Here is a 25,040-nt window from a genome sequence, read left to right on the forward strand (position 1 = left end):
TTGCAAAAATATCTTCCGGAAAAAGACTCGGACTATTGGATGGTAATGCTTTGAATAGTATGTTTGCCATATTGTTTGGGTACACCTAAAAATAACCATTTTTTAGGACAAACAATAAAAATCCCCGACACTTTCACGTATCGGGGATTCCTTTTTAAAAAAAGGCTTTTTAGACAACCTCTTCGTTTTACGTCGGTATTGCTTATTTTTAGCAGATGATTGCACAACGAACGGAAGGGGCAAGCCCCTGGTCAGACCTGGCGGTTTTACTTGCGTGGACATTAGCATGTACGTTTATTATACAGCTTGTTGTACTTGTTTTGGGCGCGCTGTTAGGGGCAGATCTGACGGCCCTGGTGAATCCTGACACTTCTGGTGGATCAAGTATATTTGACTATGCGGTGTTAGCGAGCGGTTCGATCGGTACCTTTTTGATTCCTGCATACATTTTTCAGCGGATAAGGCCCTCCTTTACAGTCTTTCCGAGCACGCAGTGGACAGACTGGAAAGCTTATCTGTTCGGGTTGGGGATCTTATTGTCGTTCGGTCCATGTATGTCCTTGCTGTCTGACTGGAACATGCAGATGACCTTGCCGGAGTCGATGAAAGGAATAGAAAGATGGATGCGTGCGCAAGAAGACAGCATGGCGAGAATAACGGAAAATGTGGTGATGGTCAGCGATTGGAACCGATTGATACTCAATATTCTGGTCATAGGCGTGCTACCGGCGATAAGCGAAGAACTTTTCTTTAGAGGCGCACTACAGCAGATTTTTGCAAGAGCTTTTAAAAATGAACACCTCGCTGTATGGGTGGTAGCTATTCTATTCAGCGCCATACACTTTCAGTTTTACGGATTTCTGCCACGTTTCCTGTTAGGCCTTTTCTTTGGTTACGTCGTACTCTGGACACGGAATATATGGATAGCAGTTTTCGCTCATTTTGTCAACAATACCTCTGTCGTCGTGTTGGCTTTCTATTATGCTTCCCAGAACAAGAGTTATAGCGAACTGATGAAAAGCGATTCTTATCCAATATTTATGTATATTGGCAGCTTGTTGCTGAGCATGGGCATGGCATATTTATTTTATCAATACGCTGTTAAAAAGAGATTTTATGGAAAGAGGCTGGGTTAAAATAGCTACGTACACCAACGAACTACGGGGCGAGATGTTCAAGATAGCGCTGGAGCAGAACGGTATCGCGGCGGTACTGCTAAATAAGCAGGATTCTTCAATGAAGTTTGGCAGGATAGAACTTTTTGTACAGGAATCGGAAGCTAAGGTAGCCCGAACGATAATCCAGGAGGAAACAGATCATATAGATGAAGACTAGAGCGATTACCGGTTTCTTCTTTATAGCCGTTCTGATCGGAACCGTATTGTCCGGGCCCTATGTATTTGTTTTTTCCTTTGTAGCCGTCGGAGGCCTCTGCATTGCCGAGTTCTATTCGATGGTAAAGAATAGGGATACGAATCCGGCGTCGCTGTTAGGTACCGTGACCGGCATTCTTATGTTGGGCGCGGTAGGGCTGTTTTACCTGGATCTGATTTCACAGCAAACATTATTATATGTCGCTCTGCCAACTTTTATCGTTTATATCTGTGCGCTTTTCCGGAGAACGGAACGCCCTATACAGGATGTGGCGTATTTGCTTTTTGGACATATTTATGCGGGCATGCCCTTTGTATTTTTTATCGGACTTGGGTTTGTCAACGGCGTTTATAGCCCGTTTGTTCCTCTCGGCTTTCTGATTTTGCTCTGGACCAACGATACGGGCGCATATCTTGCTGGGAGAAGTTTGGGAAAACGAAAACTTTTCGAGCGTATTTCTCCGAACAAAACATGGGAAGGCTTTGTTGGAGGACTGCTTCTCGCCGTGGCAGCAGCCCTGATTTTGAACTATTATTTTGGAACGCTGTCGAGAACGGGATGGGTTGCCGTTGCACTGATAACGAGTTGTTTTGGTACCTTGGGAGATTTGGTCGAGTCGATGTTCAAACGGAATCTGGGTGTTAAAGACTCTGGTAAGACATTACCGGGTCATGGAGGATTTTTGGACCGTTTTGATGGTTTATTGATGGCTGCCCCATTGGTGTATCTATTTCTTAAGGCCTTGTAGACGCCGTACGGATGCATAGCGCGGGGTACGGATAGATGTTTTACGATGAAAATACAAAAGCATACACTAGAATTTTTAAGCCGCTTAGGAAAAAATAATAATAGGGAGTGGTTCCAGGCGCACAAAGACGCTTACGATTCCGCTTTGGAAAACGTCAAGCAGTTTATAACAGGACTGATAGCGGAACTGTCGTTGTTTGACCCACATATCAATACGGAAATACAGGCTTCGCGGTGCTTATTCCGTATCTATCGTGACACCCGGTTTTCAAAGGATAAAACGCCGTATAAGACTTGGTTTGCTGCGGGGATATCAATCGATGGGAGAAAGTTGGACGGGCCGGAGTACTACCTTCATATCGAACCGGGAAAGAGCTTTTTGGCCGCCGGCTATTGGCGTCCGGATAAAGATCATTTAAATGCCATCCGGCAGGAAATCGACTACAGCTATCAGGAGCTGGTAGATGCGTTGGAAGGAGGCGGGTGGACCGTTGACGACCTCTCCGCGGAGGATAAGCTCAAGAGAGCGCCGGCCGGCTATGCTGAAGACCATCCATATATCGACGTGCTCAAATTGAAAAGTTACATCTTATACCAGTCGTTTAGCGATGAGGAGATGACGTCGCCGGAGGCACTGGACGTACTGGTGTCTACCGCCAGACGTATATTCCCGTTTAAGCGTTTTATTCATCAGGCGCTGGATCAATAAGGTAGACTTATCTTGCCCATACATACGGCCGGCGATTCTTTTATAGCTGCTACGTGCTCCGGCGATCCAGCCACGGATTCGTTTGCCAGTACGGCAAATAAACAGGCTTCCTTTGCGTCGGGATCCAAACCCAGGCGGGCAAAGGAATGGAGGCTGATTGTGCCCAGCCCTTCTTTGATGTGCTCTATCAGGAGGGGGTTATGAAGCCCGCCACCGCTGACATATACAACAACATTTTCCAGACCATCTGATACCCGGTGTATCGCACTTACGATGGCCTCAGCAGCGAACTTGTTGAGGGTGGCCAGTACGTCGGCGTCCGCCAGACCAACCGTGCCGGACGCTTGTTGGGCATTTTGGAGGAACTCTAGATTAAACAACTCCGGACCTGTCGTTTTCGGAAAATCATCTTTTAAAAACGGGGTGTCCATTAGGATGTTCAGTAACCGGTGATTCACCAGCCCCTGCCTGGCCATCTGAGCGTCTTTATCCATCTCCAGGCCCAAATGAGCGTGCATATACTGATTCATCATGGTGTTGCCCGGACCTAGGTCGGTGGCATAGGCAAGCTGCTCTCCTCCCTTCGGAAGGAACGTAAAATTAGAGATCCCGCCTATATTTAAAAGAAACCTGTTTTCTGTGGGGTGACTGAAAAGAAGGAAGTCCCCATAAGCGGCGAGGGGCGCCCCCTCCCCTCCTGCTGCGATGTGCTTCTGCCTAAAATCGGATATCGTTATTATCCCAGTACGTAAAGCGATATGGTCGCCGTCGCCGATCTGCAGCGTGCTATTTGGAAAATCGCTATCTCCTGTTAAACGGTTAGGGGCATGGTAAACGGTTTGACCGTGGCTCGCAATGAGGTCTACATCCTCCGGAGAGATGTTCCAATGGCGTAAGGCGTCGAGAATCATACTTCCGTGAAGATCTCCGATAAGCGCATTTAAGCCACATAGCGTCTGCTGGTCGATGGCGCGTTTTGCAAACACTTCGCGTACCTGATTACGAAAGGACGTATTGTAAGGCAGGGTGATAAACTGTTCGAGGAGTAAGGCTGTCTGTGGTCCATTTCCGCTTAACTGGCACAGGGCGATGTCCAGACCGTCCAGAGACGTTCCAGACATGAGCCCGATTATTCTTCTGCTTTTTTTTCTGGTAATGGCATACAGCTTTTCGATCTGAGGATTCATACGTATTTAATTTCATTCGGACCAGCATATTATTGTATTCAAGCATGCTTCGCGTGTTGTTTTAATGGTCATATGGAATGTCCAGATTTCCTGCGGAGAGCGCGCTATGCACGGTTTTTTATGGCACTCATGCTACTTCGTGGTCCTTCGTGTTTGTGTTTATGGATGTTGTCTGTCTTTAGTTTAATCAATGAGCTCCCTCCGTTCGGTTGCGCATCATGGATATTTCATAACGCTAAAATAGCATAAATACGCTAGTTAAAAGCTCGTTCGGCATGCAATAAACGATTTTCTGCTTTTCATTAAAGAGCTGGGGGGCGCTGCCCTCCGGAAGCGACGTCCGCGCCGCACGGAACAGACGGACTGCAGCGGACAAACATCATCTCCGCGGGGCGGCTGAATGGACACAGAAAGGCGTACGGACAACATGAAAAAGTTTAATTTTTGTTTATATCGGCAGATAGTTATATTTTTGGACAAAGAAAAAAGATATGAATTTTCCAGCAGAGTTAAAATACACTAAGGATCACGAATGGATTCGTGTAGAAGGTGACGAAGCCGTTATCGGTATTACAGATTTCGCTCAACGTGAATTGGGAGATATTGTTTTTGTTGACATTAATACCGTTGGTGAAGAAATTGCCGCGAATGAAGTGTTTGGCACGGTCGAAGCCGTAAAAACCGTTTCTGACCTGTTTATGCCGGTGACCGCTACTGTCCTTACTGTCAATGAAGCAATCGATACTTCGCCAGAATTAGTAAATACAGATCCTTATGGAGAGGGCTGGATTATCCGCGTAAAACTAAATAGTGTTGCCGACGTGGATGCCCTGTTATCTGCAGATCAATACAAGGCAGAGATTAACGCGTAATCCTTTTTAAAGGTATGACAAAAAGAAGAGCTATTTCGTTTACGAAATAGCTCTTCTTTTTTGCAAGTGGCATTGCTGACTATTGTACCGTCAAGGTCACGTCGCTGATTATTTTTGCTCCCTGCGCTTCTATGGACGTTTTAATTTGACCTGTTTTCGTGAACAGGGTGTTCTTATCCAATGTGTAGGTTCCGCTTATGGTACCAACCTCTGCTGATGCTCCGTCCAGAAGTTTTCCCTCCACATCGATCACATAACCGTCAGCGTTTTCTTCACGGAAGGTAGACGTCGTCTCTGTTTTAGCGATTAGCGGATTATCCGGCATATCAGCGCTGTGCTGCCAGGTTGATCCGGGAGATACGGGCTCTGCCGGAAGCGGTGTAGAGATATTGGAGAACGCCCCTTTATCCATGCTATTGGATAGCCCCTCGGGAAAAATAACATCTACAGGTTTCCCTTTTGATGTTAATACGATGGTAACCGTTTGATCGATCAGTTTTGCAAACTGCTCGCCAAGCATCTTAGACATTTCATCTTTCGGTTCTTCGTCGGAGTTGTAGCTCATTGTCATCATTCCTGCATCGAGGTCGACCTTAACCGACTTGGTCGTGCTTTCTATCGTGAAGTTTTCGTCTTCTTTTTTTGTTGGTGTCATGTTCATTTTCATATTCATGTCCATGATTACGCTCTGAGGCCCGTCTACGTCGGTTTTTACCAACATATCGATGGTCATCGGTTTCCCGATTTCGGGATTTAACTTAAAATCAACAGATTTCTGTGCGAAGGAGATAAAGCCTAAACATACGGCGATACCGGTTATAATGTATTTTTTCATATGGAAATAGTTATTCATTGCTGGTATTAATGGTAGTCACGGAACAGTTGGCCTGTCCTTTGGACGACGCGTGTTCATGGAAAACTTATTGCGCTTAAGATAACAAATTATAATGGTTTTGCAACAATTAAAGTGGAATTATCGGTTAATACGAAAAAAAAACCACCTACAAGAGATGAAGGTGGTTTTTATCTATGCATATGCGAAGATTATTTCTTGATATAAGACACTTCTTTTACAGCTTTAACCACTTTAGCTACGCTTGGAAGAGATGCTTCAACAAGCGTCGGTGCATAGCCAAGAGGAACGTCTGCGGATGTTACACGGATAACAGGAGCGTCTAGATAGTCAAAAGCATCTTTCTGTACTTTGAAAGCGACTTCAGAAGAAATGGAAGCTAATGGCCAAGCTTCTTCAACCACAACCAATCTATTGGTTTTCTTAACAGACTCAATGATCGCCGGAAAATCGATAGGGCGTACGGACCGTAAATCAATCAGCTCTACATTGATGCCCTCTTTTGTAAGTTCTTCTACAGCAGGCAGCACGACACGTGGAATCATTTTACCGAACGATACAACCGTAACGTCGGTACCTTCTTTAATAATATTCGCCTTGCCGATGGGGAGATAATATTCTTCTTCAGGGACAGGGCCTTTATCGCCATACATAACCTCTGATTCCATAAAAATTACGGGATCCGGGTCGATAATGGACGACTTTAATAATCCTTTTGCATCGTATGGGTTCGAGGGAACAACAACTTTTAAGCCTGGTGTATTGGCATACCAATTTTCGAAGTTTTGTGAGTGTTGTGCCGCTAGCTGGCCCGCGTTACCGGTTGGCCCACGGAACACGATAGGGCAGGAAAATTGCCCTCCGCTCATCTGGTGAATCTTAGCAGCTGCGTTGATTACCTGGTCAATGGCAACTAAAGAGAAGTTGAAAGTCATGAATTCGATGATTGGACGCAAACCATTCATTGCTGCACCAACTCCGATACCTGCAAAACCCAGCTCTGCAATAGGCGTATCAATAACACGTTTTGCGCCAAATTCGTCCAGCATACCCTGGCTCACTTTGTATGCTCCATTGTATTCTGCGACTTCTTCGCCCATTAAGAATATCTTATCATCTTTACGCATCTCTTCGTTCATTGCCTCACGAAGCGCTTCTCTGAATTGTATTTCTCTCATCAGTTGTAAAATTGTGTCTTTTTTGAATATCGCAAAACTACTATAATTTATTGATATTTCGTAGCGATTTTACAGCAAAAAAGCGTTACATATGTCATTATTCGTCAAGAAAACGTGAACCGGTTTTGGCGTTCTTTACCGCAGGGACAGAAGGAGTTCCTGCAAAAAGGTGTTTAAATTCTTTACTGCTAATTCTATCTTCCACGCTTCCCGGTTCCGGGGTTCGATGTAGTTGGATATGGCACGGAATTGCAGTGCCGCCACCTGTTCGCAGCGTGCAACGAAGAAGAAGGCGGCGCCTTCCATCGATTCGACGAGCATTCGGGGATATACGCGGCGTAGCCTTGTGATACTTTCTGCTCGGCCATGTGCCTTATTCACCGTTATACCGCGGACCTTATCGATGGTCGAAAACCGGGGAGGCAACGTAGCAGGGGTTCCGGCGAACTTTTTTTCTCCGAAGCCTAAAGCCTCAATATCAATAAAGCCCTCGCGGTCTTCCGCTCCAAACTCAAAAATTTCGTCTTCCTCTATCTGATAAACAGTACCCAGTGGGACCGATGTGTCCAATGCCCCTCCTATTCCAACCTGTATCAGCAGGTCAAAGGAGGCGGACTGCAGCTTTTTCGTAAGGGAATAAGAGCATGACACCATTCCCACTCCGGTGATGAGGTAATCTATTTGATGTTGTTCCAGAAAGGGTAGCGACGGACTTATTTCTGCGGTAGTGGCAGCGACGACTAAAATTTTCATGCCAAATAATGTGTACCTTTGACCGAAGGTAGCAAATTCTTTTAATATGTTTTTTACCCTATCTTTGTCTTATGATCTATATCACACGACGCGAAAGGTTCAGTGCAGCTCACAAGCTGTACCGGGAAGATTGGTCTCAGGAGCAGAATGAAGCCGTTTTCGGGAATTGTTCGAATCCCAACTGGCATGGCCATAATTATGAGCTGTTTGTCACCGTAAAAGGCGAATTAGATCCGGAGACAGGATTTTTGATTGATCTCAAAAAAATGAAACAGATTATTCTGCAACATGTGATAAGCAAGTTGGACCACAGGAATATCAATCTTGATGTCGATTTCATGCAGGGAAAGAGAGCGTCTACTGAAGTAATTGCAATGGCAATTTTCGATGTTCTAAGGCCGCATTTTGAGGCTGAGAACGTGCAATTGCATGCTGTTAAATTGTATGAAACAGAGAACAACTTTGTCGAGTATTTCGGCGGTTAGGCCGGTGGCAGGCACAGTATATTAACTGGAAATAAGTATTTCCGTATTTACAACGGCGCGAAGCGCTGATATATTTTAATTATACAGAATGAGTAATCTAACATCTTTCGAAAACGAAGAACAGGACGGTTATATCAAGATTGATCAGTATAACACAAAGCAAGTAGAAGAAATTGCGGCGCACTATCCTTCGATATTGCGGGCCCTTGGCGAGAATCCGGGCCGTGAAGGACTGGTGAAAACGCCGGAGCGCGTGGCGAAGGCCTTACAGTTTCTGACGCACGGATATGACATCGATGCTGCCGAAGTGCTGCGAAGCGCTATGTTCGAAGAGGACTATAGTCAAATGGTGGTTGTTAAAGATATTGAAGTTTATTCGATGTGCGAACACCATATGCTTCCTTTCTTTGGCAAGGCGCATATCGCCTATATCCCCAACGGACACATCGTGGGTCTGAGTAAAATTCCGCGGGTGGTAGACGCTTTCGCGCGTCGTCTGCAGGTGCAGGAGCGTCTTACAAACGAAATCCGCGACTGTATTCAGGAAACCCTAAAACCTGCGGGTGTTGCAGTTGTTATAGAGTGTAAACATATGTGTATGGCTATGCGGGGCGTGCAAAAGCAGAACTCCGTCACGACCACGTCTGCTTTCACAGGCGCTTTTCAGAATGATGTTACACGGTCTGAATTTTTACGGTTGATTACTGCTTCCCTGGATTAAAAATAAATCCGTTAAAAAAGCCGCTTATTTAGGCTGTTAAGGCCGGTTTTGTCGTTCATAACGAGGACGATAAGAATTAATTTTTGTTAAAGTTTTTTGTAGTAAAACGTTACTTATTACATTTGTGACTATGCTTGAAAATGAAGAGGCGCTGAATGCCTATCTGGAGAGTACGTGTGATGAGGAAAGTGAATTGTTACGAAGGGTAAATAGGGAGACCTATTTACGGGAAACGATGCCTCATATGCTGTCCGGGCATTTTCAGGGAAGGGTTTTGGCAATGTTGTCCAAACTGGTAAAACCGGCACGAATATTGGAGATAGGCACATTTACCGGATATGCGACACTTTGTTTGGCGGAAGGTTTGACGGAAGACGGAGTGATCGATACGATAGACGTAAATGAAGAGCAGGAAGATCGTGTCCGGGGCTATTTTAATGCATCGCCTTTTGCAGCGAAGATAAATTATCATATCGGTGATGCAGCGGAGATTATACCAACCATTGAAGGAGATTTCGATCTGGTGTTTATCGATGCGGACAAAAAGAGGAACCTTTACTATTTTAACTTGCTGATCGAACGGGTGGTTAAAGGAGGGTTGTTGTTGGTTGATAACGTGTTATGGAAAGGAAAGGTGTTGCAGGATAATCCGGACAGCCAAACAAGGAAAGTAGTAGAACTTAATGAAACTTTGGCGAAAGATAATCGGGTTGAAAAGCTGATTTTGCCGATTAGAGATGGGCTTTTTGTGTTACGCAAAAAGTGATTGTTGAACTAAAAGTAATCCTATGCAACGAACAGGTATTAGTAAGTACATTTTTGTACTACTGATGTTTGTGTTTACTGTCAAGACGACAATTGCACAGAAATTTTCACCAAGTAGCTATATTGCAGAGCATAAGCAGATTGCTCAACGGTTAATGTTAGAAACGGGAGTGCCAGCTTCCGTAATTTTGGCCATCGCAATCCACGAAAGCGCTTACGGAAACAGCCGGATAGCACAGCACCTGAATAATCACTTCGGTATTAAGGGAAAAAATAACAGCAGGACTATCCGTTCTGCCTATAAAGGATACAGCTCGGTCAAAGAATCTTACTTGGACTTTGTGGGCCTTTTAAAGCGTCGGAAAGCAACAAATAGGCTATTCGAGGCACATGGCCAGACCGACTACAAAGAATGGGTACAGGGGATCGCCAGATCTGGTTACTCAATGACGGGAAGCTGGTCGTCGAAAGTGCTGGCCACCATCAATCGGTACAACCTGCAGGAATTTGATTATCTTCCCGCAGGCTCGGCCGCAAAAGGTTTACTGGCCGAAAATCCGGCTGAAAAGCAGGAGGATCTCTTATTAAGTACGATGGAAAAGAAAGAGGCGCCGGTAAACTTCATGAATCAGACGCATGTTGTCAGAAAGGGTGAAACGCTCTCCGCTCTGGCCAAAAGATACGATGTATCCGTCGAGGAACTCAAGCGGCGAAATAATTTGCAGTCGTCAAAACTTTCAATTGGACAACGGTTATTGCTCTAGATGAAATACAGCGGGTTACTCGTTTTACTTATTGCTATAACGCTGGGGCTTGGCTCCTGTGCCTCTAGGAGAACTGTCCTTCAGTCCCCGTCCCATCGCCCGGGAACGGAGAACAATGGTACCTATACCGCACCGAAGCGTAGCGGAGCCTCATCAACATCCGGACTGAGCTATATTGAACAATATAAGGATATAGCCATCGCGGAGATGAACCAGTATGGAATACCGGCGAGCATTAAGCTGGCCCAGGCACTGCTGGAATCCGGAAGCGGCAACAGTTTTCTGGCCCGCGAGGCCAATAATCATTTCGGTATAAAATGCGGTGGTATATGGAACGGGCGCTCGATAACACGTCCTGACGATCATATCAACGATTGCTTTCGCGTATACGACAGTCCAGAGCAGTCCTTTCGCGATCATAGCCAGTTTTTGTTAAGGAAGCGGTATGAGAAGTTGTTCTTTCTCGATAAGAACGACTACAAGGGATGGGCTAAAGGCCTGAAGGAGGCCGGATATGCAACAAACCCACGTTATCCAGAACTTCTCATAGACCTCATCGAACGCTATCAGCTGTACCAGTATGACCGGGCGGAGGTGTCCTATATCGCCAAGGAACAGCGTGAAGTCAAAGTTGAGGAAATCATCCAGGAAAAGGCGGTGGAGGAGGCCACGGTGGAGCCGGAAGAGATAAAAACAGCGGTCGCCATGATTATCCATGAGGTGAAGCCCACGGATACGCTTTATAGTATCAGCAAGCGATATAACGTGGCTGTAGATCAGCTGAAGCAGCTAAACGGCCTCTCTTCTGATAGCCTATCCCTGGGCCAGCTGTTGGTCATTTCCAAGTAAATGTATAAAAGTTGTTAAAATTTGGAAACATACGCTTCTTTCACTTAGTTTTATAGTTGTGGAAGTTGTGAAGCACTTTTTTCTAATTGGTTTTGTCTGCTGCTTGTCGATTGCTTTACGGGGCCAAACGGCCTCTGTACCGGGCATCGTTTTTGACGGAGATGGACAACAACGCGTCGGAAAGGTGTTTCTGAAGAATGATCGGACAAAGGAGAACACTTTTAACAATGCCCGCGGGGAGTTTGAAATGAATGTAAGTTTAGGCGACTTGCTGATTGCATCGAAAGAGGGATATTATACTGACACAATAAAGTACACGGGCCAACAGGTGTTTATGATTTATTTGAAGCGAACCTCCATCTACATCCCCGAAGTAAAGGTGGTAGCCCGTCGTTCGCCGGAAGATATTCTGGCTACGCGGAAAGAGGAATTTAACAAAGCGTATAAGCTGGCTGATCCCGGGTCGGTATTTAGCGTAGGGCCGACGGGAGCCGGCCTAAGTATCGGATCTATTTACAATATGCTGAGCCGGGAAGGAAGGAATGCCAGGAGGCTGACCCGCATCATCCAGCGGGAATACGAAGAAAATGTGATTGACGCAAAATTTACGCCCGACCTGGTCCATAATCTGACGGGCCTATCCGGAGAACATCTCACCAACTTCATGAATAATTACCGTCCCACCTTTTATTTTGTTATGGCGGCGACACCCTATGAGCTCACAGCATATATCAGAAGCAAGTATGAAATATTTAAATTAAATCCTAACTTGCGCTTTTTACCGAAACTGCCGGATATAGATTTAGAAGTACATAATTAAAACGTGATGTTGAACAAGATAAAATTGCTTTTTGTTGCTTTCGCGATTACGGGCGTGCAGTGGAGCTTTGCACAAGTCGACCTTAAGAAATTGCGGGCCAAACCAGATACCAACTTCGTTGACAAGCCCGCGGCTCCATTGTCGAATCTGAACCAGGTACTCGTACCCATTCCAAAACTTCAATTGGAGGTAGATTACTGGAAACATTGGACGAAATTTGGTATCAACGCAAACCAAGCGTCGTTTAGTGAGAACTGGAGTGCCGGAGGTGTTAACTCCATCGCTGTAGGCGCCTTGGCCTGGCATAAATCCGAGTACAATAAAAACAATTTTCAGTTTACTACTGAACTGGATCTCAGGTATGGAAAGATTAAAAATAAAGACCAGCTGGCAAAGAAGAATAACGACCGGATTTTTTGGGATAATAAATTGGCATACAAGCTTTCTAACAGCTGGGCGCTGTATTTTTCGGTGACCTTTGAATCTCAATTTGATATAGGATATACGTATACGACAGAACAAGGGGTTGAAAGGATATATGAATACCAATCTAGCTTTATGGGACCTGCGTATTTTACGGAATCTTTTGGTTTGGAATACAAACCTGATAATACTTTTTCGCTCCGCTTAGGAACGGGAACCGCGCGGCAAACCTTGGTACTGGATGATAGGGTCGGGTCGTTGACCGTTGAGGAATATGCTAGACGATATCCTGAAAATCGACCTATAAGCCAAGACCAGGAAAAATTTGGTTTGAAACCTGGAGAAAGTTTTAGAAACGACCTGGCATTTCAGTTAACAGCAAATTTAGACCGTAACTTGTCAAAAAATCTCAACTTAAAAAGCCGTTATAATATGTTCGCTGATTACAAGGACCTGAGCGACCCAGATCATCGTTTAGATGCTGTATTAACGGCGAAGATTACAAGCCTGGTGAACGTTTCTTTAACAGGTATAGTGGTCTACAACTCCAGTGAAGCCCCCAAAGTCCAGTATAGCCAAGCGTTGGCCTTAGGACTTACTTACTCATTACCAAGATAGAAGGGATTGAAGCCGCTATTCTATATCAGTATGTTATCCTTTTCCGCGGTGATTGCCTGCAGCACACCTAAAAATCGTGTGCTACAGGCAAATCATACGCCTGTAATACGTACCGATACGGTAAAGATCAATGCCGACGCTGTCGATCTTCCGCCCGTGACGGAGGCACTCGAAGCGCAGCAAGCCGTCGATATTCCTGTTGTCGTGACGACAGAGGATCAAGTACGGGAGATGATGCGCCAGGGAATTAATAAGGGGGCTGACTGGACGGAGACGATACATTACGATGTGCGGAAACCAAACTTTGTTATTATCCATCACACGGCGCAGCACAGTTTAAACCAGACAATACGGACATTTCAGCTTCCACACACCAAAGTTTCGTCGCACTATGTGATCGGGAAAGACGGTCGCGTGGTTCAGATGCTGAATGATTACCTGCGATCCTGGCATGCCGGACGGTCTAAATGGGGCAATGTTACGGATCTTAATTCTGTTTCTATTGGCATAGAACTGGATAATAACGGAAAGGAGCCCTTCCCTGAAGCACAGATCGGTGCCCTCCTTTCGCTGTTGGACACCTTAAAAACAAAATACCAGATTCCGTTTACTAACTTTATCGGGCATGCCGATATCGCGCCAACACGAAAGGACGATCCGAGTGTTCTTTTTCCATGGAAACGGTTGGCAGAGCGTGGCTTTGGCGTGTGGTACGACGAATCTAACCTGCTGCCGGTGCCGGACAATTTCAATCATGTTGATGCGCTTCGGATAATAGGGTACGATGTAAGCAATCTCAGAGCGGCCATAATAGCTTTCAAACGAAAATTTATTGTGGTGGATACGGGCGAGACGCTTACCGAGTTTGACAAACGGGTTCTTTATAATTTATACAGACGTTACTTTTGATCTGCCCGATAGCAGCTGTAGCACATAGGAGAAGGCGATTACGCAGCAGCAGCCCAGCAGATTGAGCCACAGGTAAGCCATGATGTCGGCTTTCCAGACGGTAAAGACGACCACCTCGGATAATATAGCCGACCAGAAAACGGGTTTCCCTCCTATTTTCCTGAAATAGAAGGCGACTAAAAAGATTCCTAAGATAGTACCATAGAATAGTGAGCCCAGTATGTTTACCGCTTCAAGCAGGTTGCCGAGTTTGCTCGCAAATAGCGCGACAAAAAGGGTAATGATACCCCACAGTAGTGTAAACAGGCGGGATGCGTTCAAATAGTTCTGATCGCTTCCCTTCTTGTGTAGAAACCTTTTATACATATCGACCACGGTGGTGGAGGACAGTGAGTTGATCGCGCTCGCGGTAGCCCCCATCGAAGCCAGAAATATAACAGCAATTAGCAGTCCGACCAGTCCCTTGGGAAAAGAACTCGTGACAAATGACAGAAAGATATAGTTATTGTCGTTGAGTTCCACATCTGGATTGTTCCTTTGTAAAAGGGCTTCTACATCACGACGTAAGGCTTGGTCCTGCGCAATCCGTTCCTGGAGACGGTCGCGGCTGACACGTATGGCCTGGTCATCGCCGCAGTTTAAAGCCTCTACCAAGGTTTTGATGTTTTCTTGCTTTTCGACGCCATTCTGCCTATGTTTGTCCATGATGTGTCCGTAGGCCTCAGCATAGGCACTATTTTCAATTTTTTTTACTTCGACGTTGTTAAAGAAAAGCGGAGCTGTGTTAAACTGGTAGTACGAGAAGACGAGCACTCCGATCAACAGGATAAAGAATTGCATTGGCACTTTGAGCAGGCCATTCATCAAAAGGCCCATACGCGAATCGCGAATAGATGAGCCCGTCAGGTAGCGGCCTACCTGGCTCTGATCGGTACCGAAATAGGAAAGCTGCAGGAAGAAACCCCCGATCAATCCGGTCCAGACGGTGTATTGGTTGTTCAGGTCGAGACTCCAGTCTATGGCATTGGTCTTCCCCGATTTCCCTGCGATATGCAACGCTTCTACAAAGCCAATATTGTCGGGTAGCAGATGGACGACCATGATGCCGGCCGTTAATAGTGCTCCGAAAATGATACCCATCTGAAGGAGCTGGCTATAGGACACTGCTTTGGTTCCGCCCCACACGGTGTATACAATGACCATGCTACCTATGATGAGCGTCGTATACGTGACGTCCAGATGGAGAATGCTGGACAGGATGATAGAGGGAGCAAAGATGGTGATACCGGTCGAAATGCCACGTTGAATCAGAAACAGGCCCGCCGTCAGTATTCTGGTCTGTACACCAAACCTCTTTTCCAGGAACTCGTAGGCGGTGTAAACCTTCAGCCGGTGGAAAATGGGGACAAAGGTTACGCACAGGACGATCATCGCTAAAGGGAGTCCAAAGTAAAACTGTGCGAAACTCATGCCGGAAGAGTAGGCCAAACCGGGGGCCGACAAAAATGTGATGGCGCTGGCCTGCGTCGCCATAACAGACAGACCGACGTTGTACCATGGAAGCTGTCGGTCGCCCACCAGATAGCCGTCTATATTTTTGATTCCCCTGCTTTTGTAGATGCCGTAGACGACAATAAGCAAAAGGGTAAGAAAGAGTACTATCCAGTCAATAGTACTCATGAAAAAGCTTTAGTAAACCAGTACATACATAAGACGCATACGACAAGCCATATACATACAATCCAATAGAATTGTCGCCAGCGTTTTACAAAAGGAGGAAGTCCCTTATCTGTCATGAGGTTTATGCGGAAGAAAAACGCTGATGAAAAAGATGGCAAAGACCAATCCGAAGAATAGACCGGAAAGGAAACCTAGAAAAGTGCCGCAGGCGATGATTGAAATCAATCCTCCGAATACGGTTCCGATTAATAGGATGAGGCCTTGCACATTCAAAGGTTCGTTGTTTTCTACGTGATTTTCCATAATATTATATCGTTCTTATTTTTCTTTTGCTAACAAATTTACAAATAATCTTGTAGCTCCCGGTATACCGGCCGGCAATTGTCTGAAAAAAGATAGCGACGTGTAGACGAACTTTCCTTTTCCCACAGGGGCAATTAAGAGTGAGCCGGTATGCGGCGGTTCATTTCTGTCGTGCATAGCTAATGGTGTTCTATAGGCCGGGTCCACGTTCTCCGCAAAATATAGGCCGCGTTCCTGAACCCATCCATCGAAATCGGCGGCGGTGATCTTATTGGGATAGTTAAGTGCTGGATCGGTGGGGTCGAGGAAAACCACATCAGCGTCCTCTTCCGTCACGCGGGAGCGGGAAATGTCAAACGGCCTTGGTGCAAACTCCGTCGTTTGTAGCCTTGAGTTGACATTATACTGCATGACAACAACGCCGCCGTCTCGGGCGTAGTCTAAAACTGTCGGCAGCTTGTCCGCTACATGCGGCGAGACATTCAATACCCTTACACCGAACACGATGGCATCATACGAAGATAGGATCTGTTTATTGATTTTACTGATTTCCAGGATATCAACTGTTGTTCCGAGCTGACGAAGAGCCTCCGGAATAAGGTCTCCGGCTCCCATAATGTAGCCAACGCGTTTTACAGGATTGATAAGAGACAATCCTTTTAGTTCGACGCTGACATCGGGAAACCAGGTCTGCGACGGAATGTGATCATAACTGATTTGCCGGATACTTTTTAGCTTTTTTTCTTCGCAGATTAACGTCAATGTCGCATCTTCGGCGGCGCCGGACAGATTTGAAATATCGAGTGTACGGACAAGCGTTTTTTGTCCTTTCTCAAACCGCAGCGTCAACTTTTCCGGCGAGACCTTCCACCCTTTAGACGATAGGACCATTGTTACGTCTTTGACCTCCTCCCCGGCCCCCTGCTTTTCGAATGTAACCGAAAGGCTTTGGCTTTTGCCGGGCGCTATGAGGAGCGAGCGCGCTGCTGTGGAGGCTGTTAGCGACGGTACCACCTGAATGTGCTCGTGCACTTCGCCGCGAACAGGATCTACATATCGGTATTGGATAGGCAGCCTTAGCTGTATCGATATTCCGGAGATCTCGAGCTGGATATCCGCCGCCGGCAGATCTGGATTGGTAGGATACCCGAAGTATTTATCGTCGACTTCGAATTTGCCGAGGCTATTTGGCTTTTGTAGCCAATAGGGCTGCGTAATGGTTTCGTAGACCATCCTGCTTTCTATTTGTACCGGTTCATTGTATTTTAAAAGTTGCCCGAGCATCTGCTTATCCACGGAGACAATCTTAACGGCGGAATTGGGATTGCGGACGACAACTTCGGTGGTAAAACGTATAGGCTCTCTTTCTACGATGCGACGGTTAGTAGTGACACTCTCTATTTTGATACCGGCACAGGCGAGGAGCAGATCTTCAACCTCCTTAGTCTTCACCTGTTTCCAATAGCTATTGTCTATACGTTGGACGGCACGCCAGATCTGGGCGAGCTGGCTGATAGAAGCTTGCGGTGCCGCTGGATTAAACTGATCAATGAGCTGCCTAACCATTGTCTGAACCGCATCGCCCTGCGGAACGCGTCCCCAGGATAAGTCAATACCGTCAAAAAGATCGTCTGAAGCTTTTTCGCCATCCACATGTTCAAACGATTCTATGGCTCTTCCATTGCTCGATGCCGAGCCGAATCCCTGGCTTTTGTGCTGTGATCGGCTTTGTGCGGAGATCTCGCCGTAGGACTGTCCGATGAGCGGGTTAAATTGCCCAATGTCTATTTTCAGCTGGTTGTTTGGTTCGCCCTGCATGCGCATGAAGTTGGCGGTATTCCAAAGCAGCCTCTTGGCCCGCCAGGGTTTGACAAGGCGAAGCTGCTCTGGGAATGCGTTGGGATCAGCTGCAGCGTTGAAGGCCTCGTGTGCGAGGATGGCAGAAGCCTGGTGGTGTCCGTGCCCCCCTCTCTCGTCAGGAGGAAAGCGTGTGATAATGACGTCGGGTTGCAACTTCCTGATGATCCACACGGCTTCTCTGAGCACGTCCTGTTTTTTCCAAAAAGAAAAGGTCTCGTCAAACGTTTTTGAAAAGCCGAAGTCGAATGCCGACGTGAAGTACTGCTCCCCGCGGTCAATTTTTCTCGCCTGTAGCAGCTCCTGCGTACGGATGAGGCCAAGTTCGATGCCCTGCTCGGTACCGATAAGGTTCTGTCCCCCATCGCCGCGGGTTAGCGAGAGGTAAGCTGTCCGGACTTTACGTTCAGCAGCCAGGTATGCAATAAGCTTGGTGTTCTCGTCGTCCGGATGGGCGGCAAAGTATAATACAGAGCCCAAAACGCTGAGCCGTTCCATGTCAAGGAGAATGTCGGAGGCGCCTGTTCGGGAAGGCGTCTGGGCAAATGAAAATTGGACAAAAAGGAACGCAATAAAAAGATGGATGTGGTATCGTCTCATAGAAACTAAAAATAGAAAATAATTTTAGCCCGCTATAATCAAATTAAGGTAAAAGTTTGAGGACATTGCCTTGCTGGATTACGTAGTTTTTCGACGTTATATTTTCAGTTAGGGTCCGGGGGAAAAGAAATATTGGGTCGGCGGCACTACATAACGCTATTATTTTAGAACCGAGGGTGCGTCGGGGTGCCCTCTGCGAAAAAATAAAAGGAATCAAATCGCCATTTGATTCCTTTTACCAACAATTAAAAATCTTTTGTCTAAAACTTCCAATTCAACCCTGTGAATTTTGAAAATAACCAAATGGTAGCAGTCGACAGTTTTAAAATAGTAACCTTTAGTATAGTAAAAATAAGACTTATAAATAGGAATCGCCTATAAACTAAAGAAATACTTTTCCACATTCCTTAAGTTTTAAACAACGGGGCCGATTGTACCAGCTTCCGCGATGATATGCTGGCGTTCTTATTGATCGATGGATCCCAGAACGCGTTTCATGAAACCGTTCAGAGCATCTTTTTTGGTCGCACCTTCTTTAATTAGTTTGTCGACTTCCACGGCGCCATACATATTTGATATTAACTCGCCGATGACATCTAGTTCTTCGTCTTTGAGCGAGGGGACTTCGGTGAGCGCTTCTAGTGTTTCAATGGTCTCCAATACAAAGTCCACATCGTTCTGTTCGATAAATTCGATCAGATGCTTAATTACTGGTAACTTCATTTAATAAATCAATTAGACCGTCAATTTTGTTTGTTTGTACCTGATTCACCAGTTTGCCGCCTTTAAATGCCGCAAAGGTTGGCAGATTGTTCACGTTCGCCAGTTTTCTGGACTCAGGAAACTTTTCGGCATCAACAATCACAAAAGTCAACCCTTCGTTTTCCGCCGCCAGTTTCTTGAACTTTGGTTTCATGATACGGCAGTTGCCGCACCAGGAGGCTGAATACTGAACCATGACCAAATCATTGCTATTAACAAGCTCCTGTAAGGAGTCGTTTTCTAATTCCTGTAACATATTCTATTCGTTAGTTTAAAGGGGGGAAGGCCTTCCCCCCTATTGTGTTTTGTTATTAGATCGTTTTCATTAGTTGGCAGACAAGTAGGAAGCAACGCCTTCACGGGTAGCGCTCATTGCTTCTTTACCTTCTTCCCAGTTTGCAGGACACACTTCACCATGTTTTTGTACGTGTGTATAAGCGTCGATCAAACGGATGTATTCTTTAACATTACGGCCAAGAGGCATGTCGTTTACAGATTCGTGGAATACTTTTCCTGTTTCATCGATCAAATATGTTGCACGGTAGGTCACAGCAGAACCTTCTACTAGCGTGCCATATTCCGGATGCTCCACCTCTTTCATTTCCAAAATACCCAATACGCTGGACAAGTTGCGGTTTGTATCAGCGATAAGCGGGTATTCCACGCCTTCAATACCGCCGTTGTCTTTTGCTGTATTCAACCATGCAAAGTGTACTTCTGCAGAGTCGCATGAAGCGCCAACAACGATTGTATTTCTTTTTGCGAACTCTTCAGCAGCTTCCTGAAATGCATGTAACTCTGTAGGGCACACAAAGGTGAAGTCCTTTGGATACCAGAATAACAACACTTTCTTGCCCTCCGCCTGTGCCTTTTCAAAAATGTTAAGACGGAAGTTATCACCTAAGTAGTCGATAGCGTCAACTGTAATGTTCGGAAAATTTTTACCTGTAAAACTCATAATATTTTTTGTTTTTGTGCCACAAAATTAATCTTTTTATTGTCAGTAAAGAATCAAAAATCTCGATAAAATATTGTTAAAATCTATACTTGTTTATGTGTTTGTATAGATTATGTTTATTTAATAAAATCAATAAAAAGCGTATTTTTGTAGCGAGCGACTATTGATAAGGGGCCCTGTAGTTCAACGGATAGAATAGATGTTTCCTAAACATTTGATAGCAGTTCGATTCTGCTCGGGGCTACATACCGGAAAGTGAAAATCTTCGCTTTCCGGTTTTTGTTTGGTGCCGATTGTCTTGATCAGGTCTTCCTGGACCGTTATCTAGCTTCTTATATTGGCAGGTCAGTCCTTATGCCGTTTTTCCAATAACATGGCCTGTATTGGGCTGGAACACTTCCGACGGCTCCAGATACATAGACGTCGTCGCCGTTAATGCATATCCCAAAAGCCTGGGCGTCGTCTTCAAGTTCGTGGAGTTCTCCGTTTTTCCAATAGCAGGCAGTATGTCCGGTGCTATTCGAACCTCGTTTATTGATTAAACCAGCCGCATAGACATCCGGCCCCACTTTGGTGATCTGCCAGACCTCGCCATATCGCTCATCCAACACGACAGGGTCGGTATTTTTCCAGTACATGGGACGTCCATATAGTCCGCCCACATAAAATTCATCAGGCCCCGCGCGGTATACAGCGCTGACGCCCTTGAATGCTGCAGAATCGGGGAGCATGGACAGTTGGGTTATAGGCGACTGGCCATCCCACACGAACGCGATGCGCGGATACATTACACTGCCGCCGACGGCAACTTGCCCGTACGTACCCAGGTAGCCGGCAAACAGTGGAGAGTCATCCGTAAATGCAACAGCCGAAAGTGAGCCGATGCTATCGTTATCCATCCTGATGACGGCGCTATCTTTATAATAATGTATCTTTCCGGCCTCGGCACCGCTGCCCTGATCGAACCGGTAGCTTTGGATGATACCGTCCCGATCCTTGTACATGCACACTTGCCTCCATTGGTCGTCCACAGCTTGCCGGTATATCGACTGGTTTTCTATACGTTCTGTAAACTCCTGTTGATCGGCTTTTTCGCCATCAATCCAATATCTGGTGCTTATATGGCTGTGCTCCGACTTAAAGCCGCTGACAAGGATATTTCCATTATTGACCAAAATGGAGTATCCGCCCGCCGAGGGGCCACTTAATGCTGTACCATTCTTTTTACAACCGACCAGGAGCTGTATAAAGATCGACAAGAAAACAAAGTTCCGCAAGAACATAGTGAAAATACTGTAGGATCTATAACGTTTCATAAGACGTAATTTAATTCGAAAACAGGTTATCGTTGGGCAAACTTGATATGCAGCCACGGCATGGCCTGACGCATCATCTGATTGATAACGGGATTTTGATAGCTAACGCTACATTCGTTTTCACACGAATATAAAACACCTCTTCTCTGGCAACACACTCTCCCCCCGACGGCGCGGCTTTTACGATTTAGCTAATTATTTTATAAAACTGCGTTAACCTTTGCATAACATTAGACTCCTAGGTTTGCCGCAGTAAATTGAATATCTATGAACCCTAAACCAACCAAACTCCTTTGGTTGTTACTTTCCTTAGCCACAGTTGTGCCGGTCGCGGCGCATGTAAGTGAAAGTAGCCAGCCATTTAAAAAGGTGACACACCAACAACAGTTACGTGGACAAATTGTTGATACCGAAGGGAACCCCGTAGTAGGGGCAACCGTTACGAATGGACGCACAAAGCAAAGTGTACAGACAGATGCTGCTGGCTTCTTTATGCTGCCTGCATCCGTTGGAGATACTTTATCCTTCCGTTACGTGGGATTTAATCCGCTCGATCAGCAAGTGACCAGCCTTAATAGTTTGACTGTTGTTCTTACACCGCAAGCGCAAGAAATAGATGAAGTAATGGTCTCCATAGGATACCAGCGCGTGCGCAAATCCGATGTGACAGGAGCTATATCTAGCGTTAAAGCGGAAGAACTCAACCTCACATCGCCAAAGCTTTCGCAGGCGCTGGTCGGTAAAGTTGCTGGCGTACAGATTATGCAGACGAGTGGCGCTCCCTATGATGGAACGAAGATACGTGTGCGTGGGATGGGCTCGATTAATGCTGGGTCTGATCCCCTTTATGTCATTGACGGTTATCCCGCGGGAAACAATCTAAATATCAATCCAAACGATATTGAAACAATCGACGTATTGAAAGACGCGGCTTCGGCTGCTATCTATGGCTCAAGAGCTGCTGGGGGTGTTGTGTTGATTACAACGAAACGTGGCAAGGAGGGGCGTAGTAATGTCGACTACGAAGTGCTGTCAGGCTTCGGTCAGCTATCGAAGAAAATCGATCTGTTGAATGCTGAAGAATTTATTGATCTGATTATTGATGGCCGGAATAATGCGTATAGAGATCTTGTCGTTAACAGGGGTGGCGCGTGGACCGATGACATGCGTTTACACGACAACGCTACGAGGGTGGCGCAAGTAGGGAATGCAGGTTCTGTTTCTATCCCAGAGGAATACTACGATTTCTCGACAGGTCTTGCGAAGAAGTCACCGTACGACACAGACTGGCAAGACGCGCTTTACCGGAATGCGCCTTTTCAACGGCATAATCTATCCGCATATGGTGGAAATGATAGGAGCCGGTATTTCATCAGCGGTTCGTATCAAGACCAAAAAGGAATTATGTTGGGCACGGATCAGCAGACGTTCAATTTTCGGACGAATGTAGACGCCAAGGTGAACAAGCGATTAACTGTAGGAGGTAATGTTTCGTTTACCTACAACGACAACAATGAGGTCACAACAGGTCGTTATGACCAAAGTCCGTCGATGGCCGCACTTCTTTACCTGCCGACCTTGCCGGTGTACAATGAGGATGGGAGCTACGCGCAATATCTGATGGCGGATTTATCGGCGAACAATTATGGAGTTCAAAATCCTGAGAACCCCTTGGCCTATGTTACACAGATCAAGAACAATCGGCGGGGAAAGCGAGGGCTTTATAATGCCTTTGCAGACTTTTCCATTTTAGAGGGGTTCAACCTGAAGGTAAATGGAGGTCTTTCTACGTATGATGAGAAATACGACTATTACAGACCGACCAGTATCTCCAGCGGTAACAATCCGCCATATTCGGATCAGGCCAAGACGGCCGCGTATGCGGACGCCCGTACACGGAGCGAAATAGACAAGCTCGTGGAGACCACACTTACATACAATAAAAACTTCCAGGAAAGGCATCAGCTAAACGCCCTCCTCGGATATTCCGCACAGCGTACGGATATTGACGTTATATCGCTGCGGGCAAACGGATTCCAAAACGATAAAATAGGAGAAATATCGGATAAAGGGGCTAATCCTTCGAATTTTCAGTTAAGGGACGCCTATAAGCAGGCAATTACATTGCAGTCTTATTTCAGCCGACTGATGTACAACTACGACTCTAAATACTTCTTATCGGCATCATTTCGTACCGACGGCTCGTCCCGGTTCGGTCCGCAAACAAAATGGGGAATATTTCCTTCAGTATCTGCCGGATGGACTGTTTCAAATGAAGGGTTTTATGATGATTGGTTGGGAAGCGGATCTAGCGTTAAGCTCCGTGCCAGCTGGGGTTTAAGCGGTAACAATAATATCGGCGAATATAATGCGCTAACGACAATGAGTTCGCCGGGAGGCGTGATTATCGGAGATGCTGTGGTGACAGGCTACTGGCCGGAAGATTTTAAAGATCGGGCGCTCGGATGGGAATCGACTTCTCAATACAACGCCGGACTCGACATTGGTATACTCAATGGCCGGGTTAATTTAATGACCAATTTCTATCTAAGCCGTTCTTTCGATCTGCTGTTTGATCAACCAGTATCGGCCGTGTCGGGCGCGACAACCGTATTGACCAATCTGCCAGACAGTAAGGTACAGAATAAAGGTTTTGACGTGCAGCTGGATGCTACAATAATAAGGAGAAACGACTTTCAACTTGGATTTAGCGGAAATATCAATGTAAACCGAAACAAGGTTTTGGACCTTGGTGGCGCGTCCACCATCTTAACCAACGGTGCCGAAAGATCGTATATTACACATATTACACAGGAAGGTAGCCCGATAGGTATGTTTTACGGGTTTAAGGTACTGGGCATAGCCAGCGAGGAGAACTATCAGACCGTGGCACCATCGGCGGCATCTACCAACCCTCTGCAACCCGGAGATCTTTACTTCGAAGACGTGGACGGCAACGGGATAGTGAACGATGAAGACAAGCGTATCATTGGCACTCCGCATCCGAATTTTACGTATGGCTTTGCTATTAACGCCAGCTATAAGCAGTTTGACTTTCGCGCTTCGTTCAACGGCTCACAGGGTAATCAGGTTTTAGATGGATATGATTACTACTTATATAATATGGAAGGTTCCGGAAATCAATATGCAGATGTAGCCCAACGCTGGCGATCTCCCGGGGATCCAGGAAATGGAAAGGTTTACCGTGCATCCCGAGCTGGGACGCAAAGTAATAGTACGCGCCTATCCTCATTCTACATACAAGATGGATCTTTTTTTAGAATGACAAACGTGATGTTGGGATATAATTTGCCGCAACGTCTCGCCACGAAGCTAAGTGTCTCGGGTGTGCGTCTTTACGGTAGCGTGGAGAATCCATTTACCATTACGAAATATAAAGGCTACAATCCTGAGCCAGATTATAACCAACGGGGTAATTTAACTCCTGGGGTGGATTACGGGCTTTATCCGTTGGTTAGAGGATACAACTTAGGATTGAAAGTAACTTTTTAAACGGAATACCTCCGCAAAGGAGTA

25 protein-coding genes and 1 tRNA gene are annotated in these 25,040 nt (G+C 46.0%); 15 read left to right on the forward strand and 11 right to left on the reverse strand.

Translation table 11 applies throughout. From position 1 onward, the window contains the following. The first annotated feature begins 215 nt into the window (after window positions 1-215). The 4 genes from BC792_RS15085 to BC792_RS15100 are packed head-to-tail and all read left to right on the forward strand — an operon-like array spanning window position 216 to window position 2,830. Window positions 216-1,136 carry a CPBP family intramembrane glutamic endopeptidase gene (locus tag BC792_RS15085; protein ID WP_148909850.1) on the forward strand — a complete coding sequence of 307 codons (921 nt, stop codon included), beginning with the start codon at window positions 216-218 and terminating at the stop codon, window positions 1,134-1,136. Next, entirely contained in the window at window positions 1,117-1,335 is a 219-nt protein-coding gene (locus tag BC792_RS15090) for a putative signal transducing protein (protein ID WP_148909851.1), read from the forward strand. Before BC792_RS15085 ends, BC792_RS15090 begins: the two co-directional genes overlap by 20 nt. Continuing rightward, complete coding sequence (locus tag BC792_RS15095; protein WP_148909852.1) at window positions 1,325-2,122, forward strand: phosphatidate cytidylyltransferase; 798 nt, start codon at window positions 1,325-1,327, stop codon at window positions 2,120-2,122. Before BC792_RS15090 ends, BC792_RS15095 begins: the two co-directional genes overlap by 11 nt. A gap of 45 nt (window positions 2,123-2,167) precedes the next feature. Next, entirely contained in the window at window positions 2,168-2,830 is a 663-nt protein-coding gene (locus BC792_RS15100) for a DUF2461 domain-containing protein (RefSeq protein ID WP_148909853.1), read from the forward strand. Here the strand turns inward: BC792_RS15100 and BC792_RS15105 are convergent. Continuing rightward, the gene (locus BC792_RS15105) at window positions 2,824-4,017 is read right to left on the reverse strand and encodes an anhydro-N-acetylmuramic acid kinase (protein WP_148909854.1); all 1,194 of its coding nucleotides are present in this window, start codon (window positions 4,015-4,017) and stop codon (window positions 2,824-2,826) included. The two genes, BC792_RS15100 and BC792_RS15105, sit on opposite strands and share 7 nt — an antisense overlap. A 491-nt stretch (window positions 4,018-4,508) precedes the next feature. Between BC792_RS15105 and gcvH the strand changes: the two genes are divergently transcribed. Beyond that, window positions 4,509-4,889: a glycine cleavage system protein GcvH gene (gcvH, locus tag BC792_RS15110; RefSeq protein ID WP_148909855.1), complete on the forward strand. Its 381-nt coding sequence runs from the start codon at window positions 4,509-4,511 to the stop codon at window positions 4,887-4,889. A gap of 79 nt (window positions 4,890-4,968) precedes the next feature. Here gcvH and BC792_RS15115 read toward each other — a convergent pair whose 3' ends face one another. The 3 genes from BC792_RS15115 to mqnB all read right to left on the reverse strand — a co-directional run bounded on the left by BC792_RS15115 (window position 4,969) and on the right by mqnB (window position 7,673). Next, window positions 4,969-5,724, reverse strand: a complete 756-nt coding sequence (locus BC792_RS15115; RefSeq protein WP_148909856.1) for a DUF6263 family protein — start codon at window positions 5,722-5,724, stop codon at window positions 4,969-4,971. Window positions 5,725-5,933: 209 nt separating this feature from the next. Continuing rightward, window positions 5,934-6,920, reverse strand: a complete 987-nt coding sequence (locus tag BC792_RS15120) for a pyruvate dehydrogenase complex E1 component subunit beta (protein WP_148909857.1) — start codon at window positions 6,918-6,920, stop codon at window positions 5,934-5,936. Window positions 6,921-7,055: 135 nt separating this feature from the next. Next, the gene (gene mqnB, locus BC792_RS15125) at window positions 7,056-7,673 is read right to left on the reverse strand and encodes a futalosine hydrolase (RefSeq protein ID WP_148909858.1); all 618 of its coding nucleotides are present in this window, start codon (window positions 7,671-7,673) and stop codon (window positions 7,056-7,058) included. A 71-nt stretch (window positions 7,674-7,744) separates the two neighbouring features. Between mqnB and BC792_RS15130 the strand changes: the two genes are divergently transcribed. The 8 genes from BC792_RS15130 (at window position 7,745) to BC792_RS15165 (ending at window position 14,027) form a co-directional block, all read left to right on the forward strand. Further along, window positions 7,745-8,158: a 6-pyruvoyl trahydropterin synthase family protein gene (locus BC792_RS15130; protein WP_148909859.1), complete on the forward strand. Its 414-nt coding sequence runs from the start codon at window positions 7,745-7,747 to the stop codon at window positions 8,156-8,158. Window positions 8,159-8,246: 88 nt separating this feature from the next. Continuing rightward, window positions 8,247-8,879: a GTP cyclohydrolase I FolE gene (gene folE, locus BC792_RS15135; RefSeq protein WP_148909860.1), complete on the forward strand. Its 633-nt coding sequence runs from the start codon at window positions 8,247-8,249 to the stop codon at window positions 8,877-8,879. 130 nt (window positions 8,880-9,009) lie between these two features. Further along, window positions 9,010-9,645: an O-methyltransferase gene (locus BC792_RS15140; protein WP_148909861.1), complete on the forward strand. Its 636-nt coding sequence runs from the start codon at window positions 9,010-9,012 to the stop codon at window positions 9,643-9,645. A 22-nt stretch (window positions 9,646-9,667) separates the two neighbouring features. After that, entirely contained in the window at window positions 9,668-10,408 is a 741-nt protein-coding gene (locus BC792_RS15145) for a glucosaminidase domain and LysM peptidoglycan-binding domain-containing protein (protein ID WP_170250049.1), read from the forward strand. Continuing rightward, a complete protein-coding gene (locus tag BC792_RS15150; protein WP_148909862.1) occupies window positions 10,409-11,257 on the forward strand; it encodes a glucosaminidase domain-containing protein in 849 nt (282 codons plus the stop codon). It abuts the gene before it with no gap. A gap of 67 nt (window positions 11,258-11,324) precedes the next feature. Beyond that, entirely contained in the window at window positions 11,325-12,077 is a 753-nt protein-coding gene (locus tag BC792_RS15155) for a hypothetical protein (RefSeq protein WP_148909863.1), read from the forward strand. A gap of 6 nt (window positions 12,078-12,083) precedes the next feature. Then, window positions 12,084-13,118 carry a DUF3078 domain-containing protein gene (locus BC792_RS15160; RefSeq protein ID WP_148909864.1) on the forward strand — a complete coding sequence of 345 codons (1,035 nt, stop codon included), beginning with the start codon at window positions 12,084-12,086 and terminating at the stop codon, window positions 13,116-13,118. A 30-nt stretch (window positions 13,119-13,148) separates the two neighbouring features. Further along, on the forward strand, window positions 13,149-14,027 hold the full coding sequence (locus BC792_RS15165; protein WP_148909865.1) for an N-acetylmuramoyl-L-alanine amidase: 879 nt from the start codon (window positions 13,149-13,151) through the stop codon (window positions 14,025-14,027). On the opposite strand, the gene BC792_RS15170 is transcribed toward BC792_RS15165, so the two are convergent. The 6 genes from BC792_RS15170 to BC792_RS15195 all read right to left on the reverse strand — a co-directional run bounded on the left by BC792_RS15170 (window position 14,007) and on the right by BC792_RS15195 (window position 20,187). Next, window positions 14,007-15,707 (reverse strand): sodium:solute symporter family protein, encoded by a 1,701-nt coding sequence (locus tag BC792_RS15170; protein ID WP_148909866.1) that lies wholly within the window; start codon window positions 15,705-15,707, stop codon window positions 14,007-14,009. The genes BC792_RS15165 and BC792_RS15170 overlap by 21 nt on opposite strands. A gap of 105 nt (window positions 15,708-15,812) precedes the next feature. Continuing rightward, on the reverse strand, window positions 15,813-16,010 hold the full coding sequence (locus BC792_RS15175) for a hypothetical protein (protein WP_148909867.1): 198 nt from the start codon (window positions 16,008-16,010) through the stop codon (window positions 15,813-15,815). 15 nt (window positions 16,011-16,025) lie between these two features. Continuing rightward, entirely contained in the window at window positions 16,026-18,467 is a 2,442-nt protein-coding gene (locus tag BC792_RS15180; RefSeq protein ID WP_148909868.1) for a PIG-L family deacetylase, read from the reverse strand. 465 nt (window positions 18,468-18,932) lie between these two features. Then, the gene (locus tag BC792_RS15185; protein ID WP_148909869.1) at window positions 18,933-19,190 is read right to left on the reverse strand and encodes a DUF6952 family protein; all 258 of its coding nucleotides are present in this window, start codon (window positions 19,188-19,190) and stop codon (window positions 18,933-18,935) included. Then, window positions 19,171-19,485, reverse strand: coding sequence for a thioredoxin family protein (locus BC792_RS15190; RefSeq protein WP_148909870.1), 315 nt, complete (start codon window positions 19,483-19,485; stop codon window positions 19,171-19,173). Before BC792_RS15190 ends, BC792_RS15185 begins: the two co-directional genes overlap by 20 nt. Window positions 19,486-19,554: 69 nt before the next feature. Beyond that, entirely contained in the window at window positions 19,555-20,187 is a 633-nt protein-coding gene (locus BC792_RS15195; RefSeq protein WP_148909871.1) for a peroxiredoxin, read from the reverse strand. A 172-nt stretch (window positions 20,188-20,359) separates the two neighbouring features. On the opposite strand from BC792_RS15195, the gene BC792_RS15200 reads away from it, so the two are divergent. Further along, a tRNA-Arg gene (locus BC792_RS15200) sits at window positions 20,360-20,431 on the forward strand. Between the two features lie 88 nt (window positions 20,432-20,519). Here the strand turns inward: BC792_RS15200 and BC792_RS15205 are convergent. After that, window positions 20,520-21,503 carry a hypothetical protein gene (locus tag BC792_RS15205; protein ID WP_148909872.1) on the reverse strand — a complete coding sequence of 328 codons (984 nt, stop codon included), beginning with the start codon at window positions 21,501-21,503 and terminating at the stop codon, window positions 20,520-20,522. Window positions 21,504-21,770: 267 nt separating this feature from the next. Between BC792_RS15205 and BC792_RS15210 the strand changes: the two genes are divergently transcribed. Then, the gene (locus tag BC792_RS15210) at window positions 21,771-25,016 is read left to right on the forward strand and encodes a SusC/RagA family TonB-linked outer membrane protein (RefSeq protein WP_148909873.1); all 3,246 of its coding nucleotides are present in this window, start codon (window positions 21,771-21,773) and stop codon (window positions 25,014-25,016) included. Window positions 25,017-25,040: the final 24 nt, after the last annotated feature.

Origin of the sequence: Sphingobacterium allocomposti, assembly GCF_008124885.1 — a bacterium.
GTDB classification, from domain to species: Bacteria; Bacteroidota; Bacteroidia; order Sphingobacteriales; family Sphingobacteriaceae; genus Sphingobacterium; species Sphingobacterium allocomposti.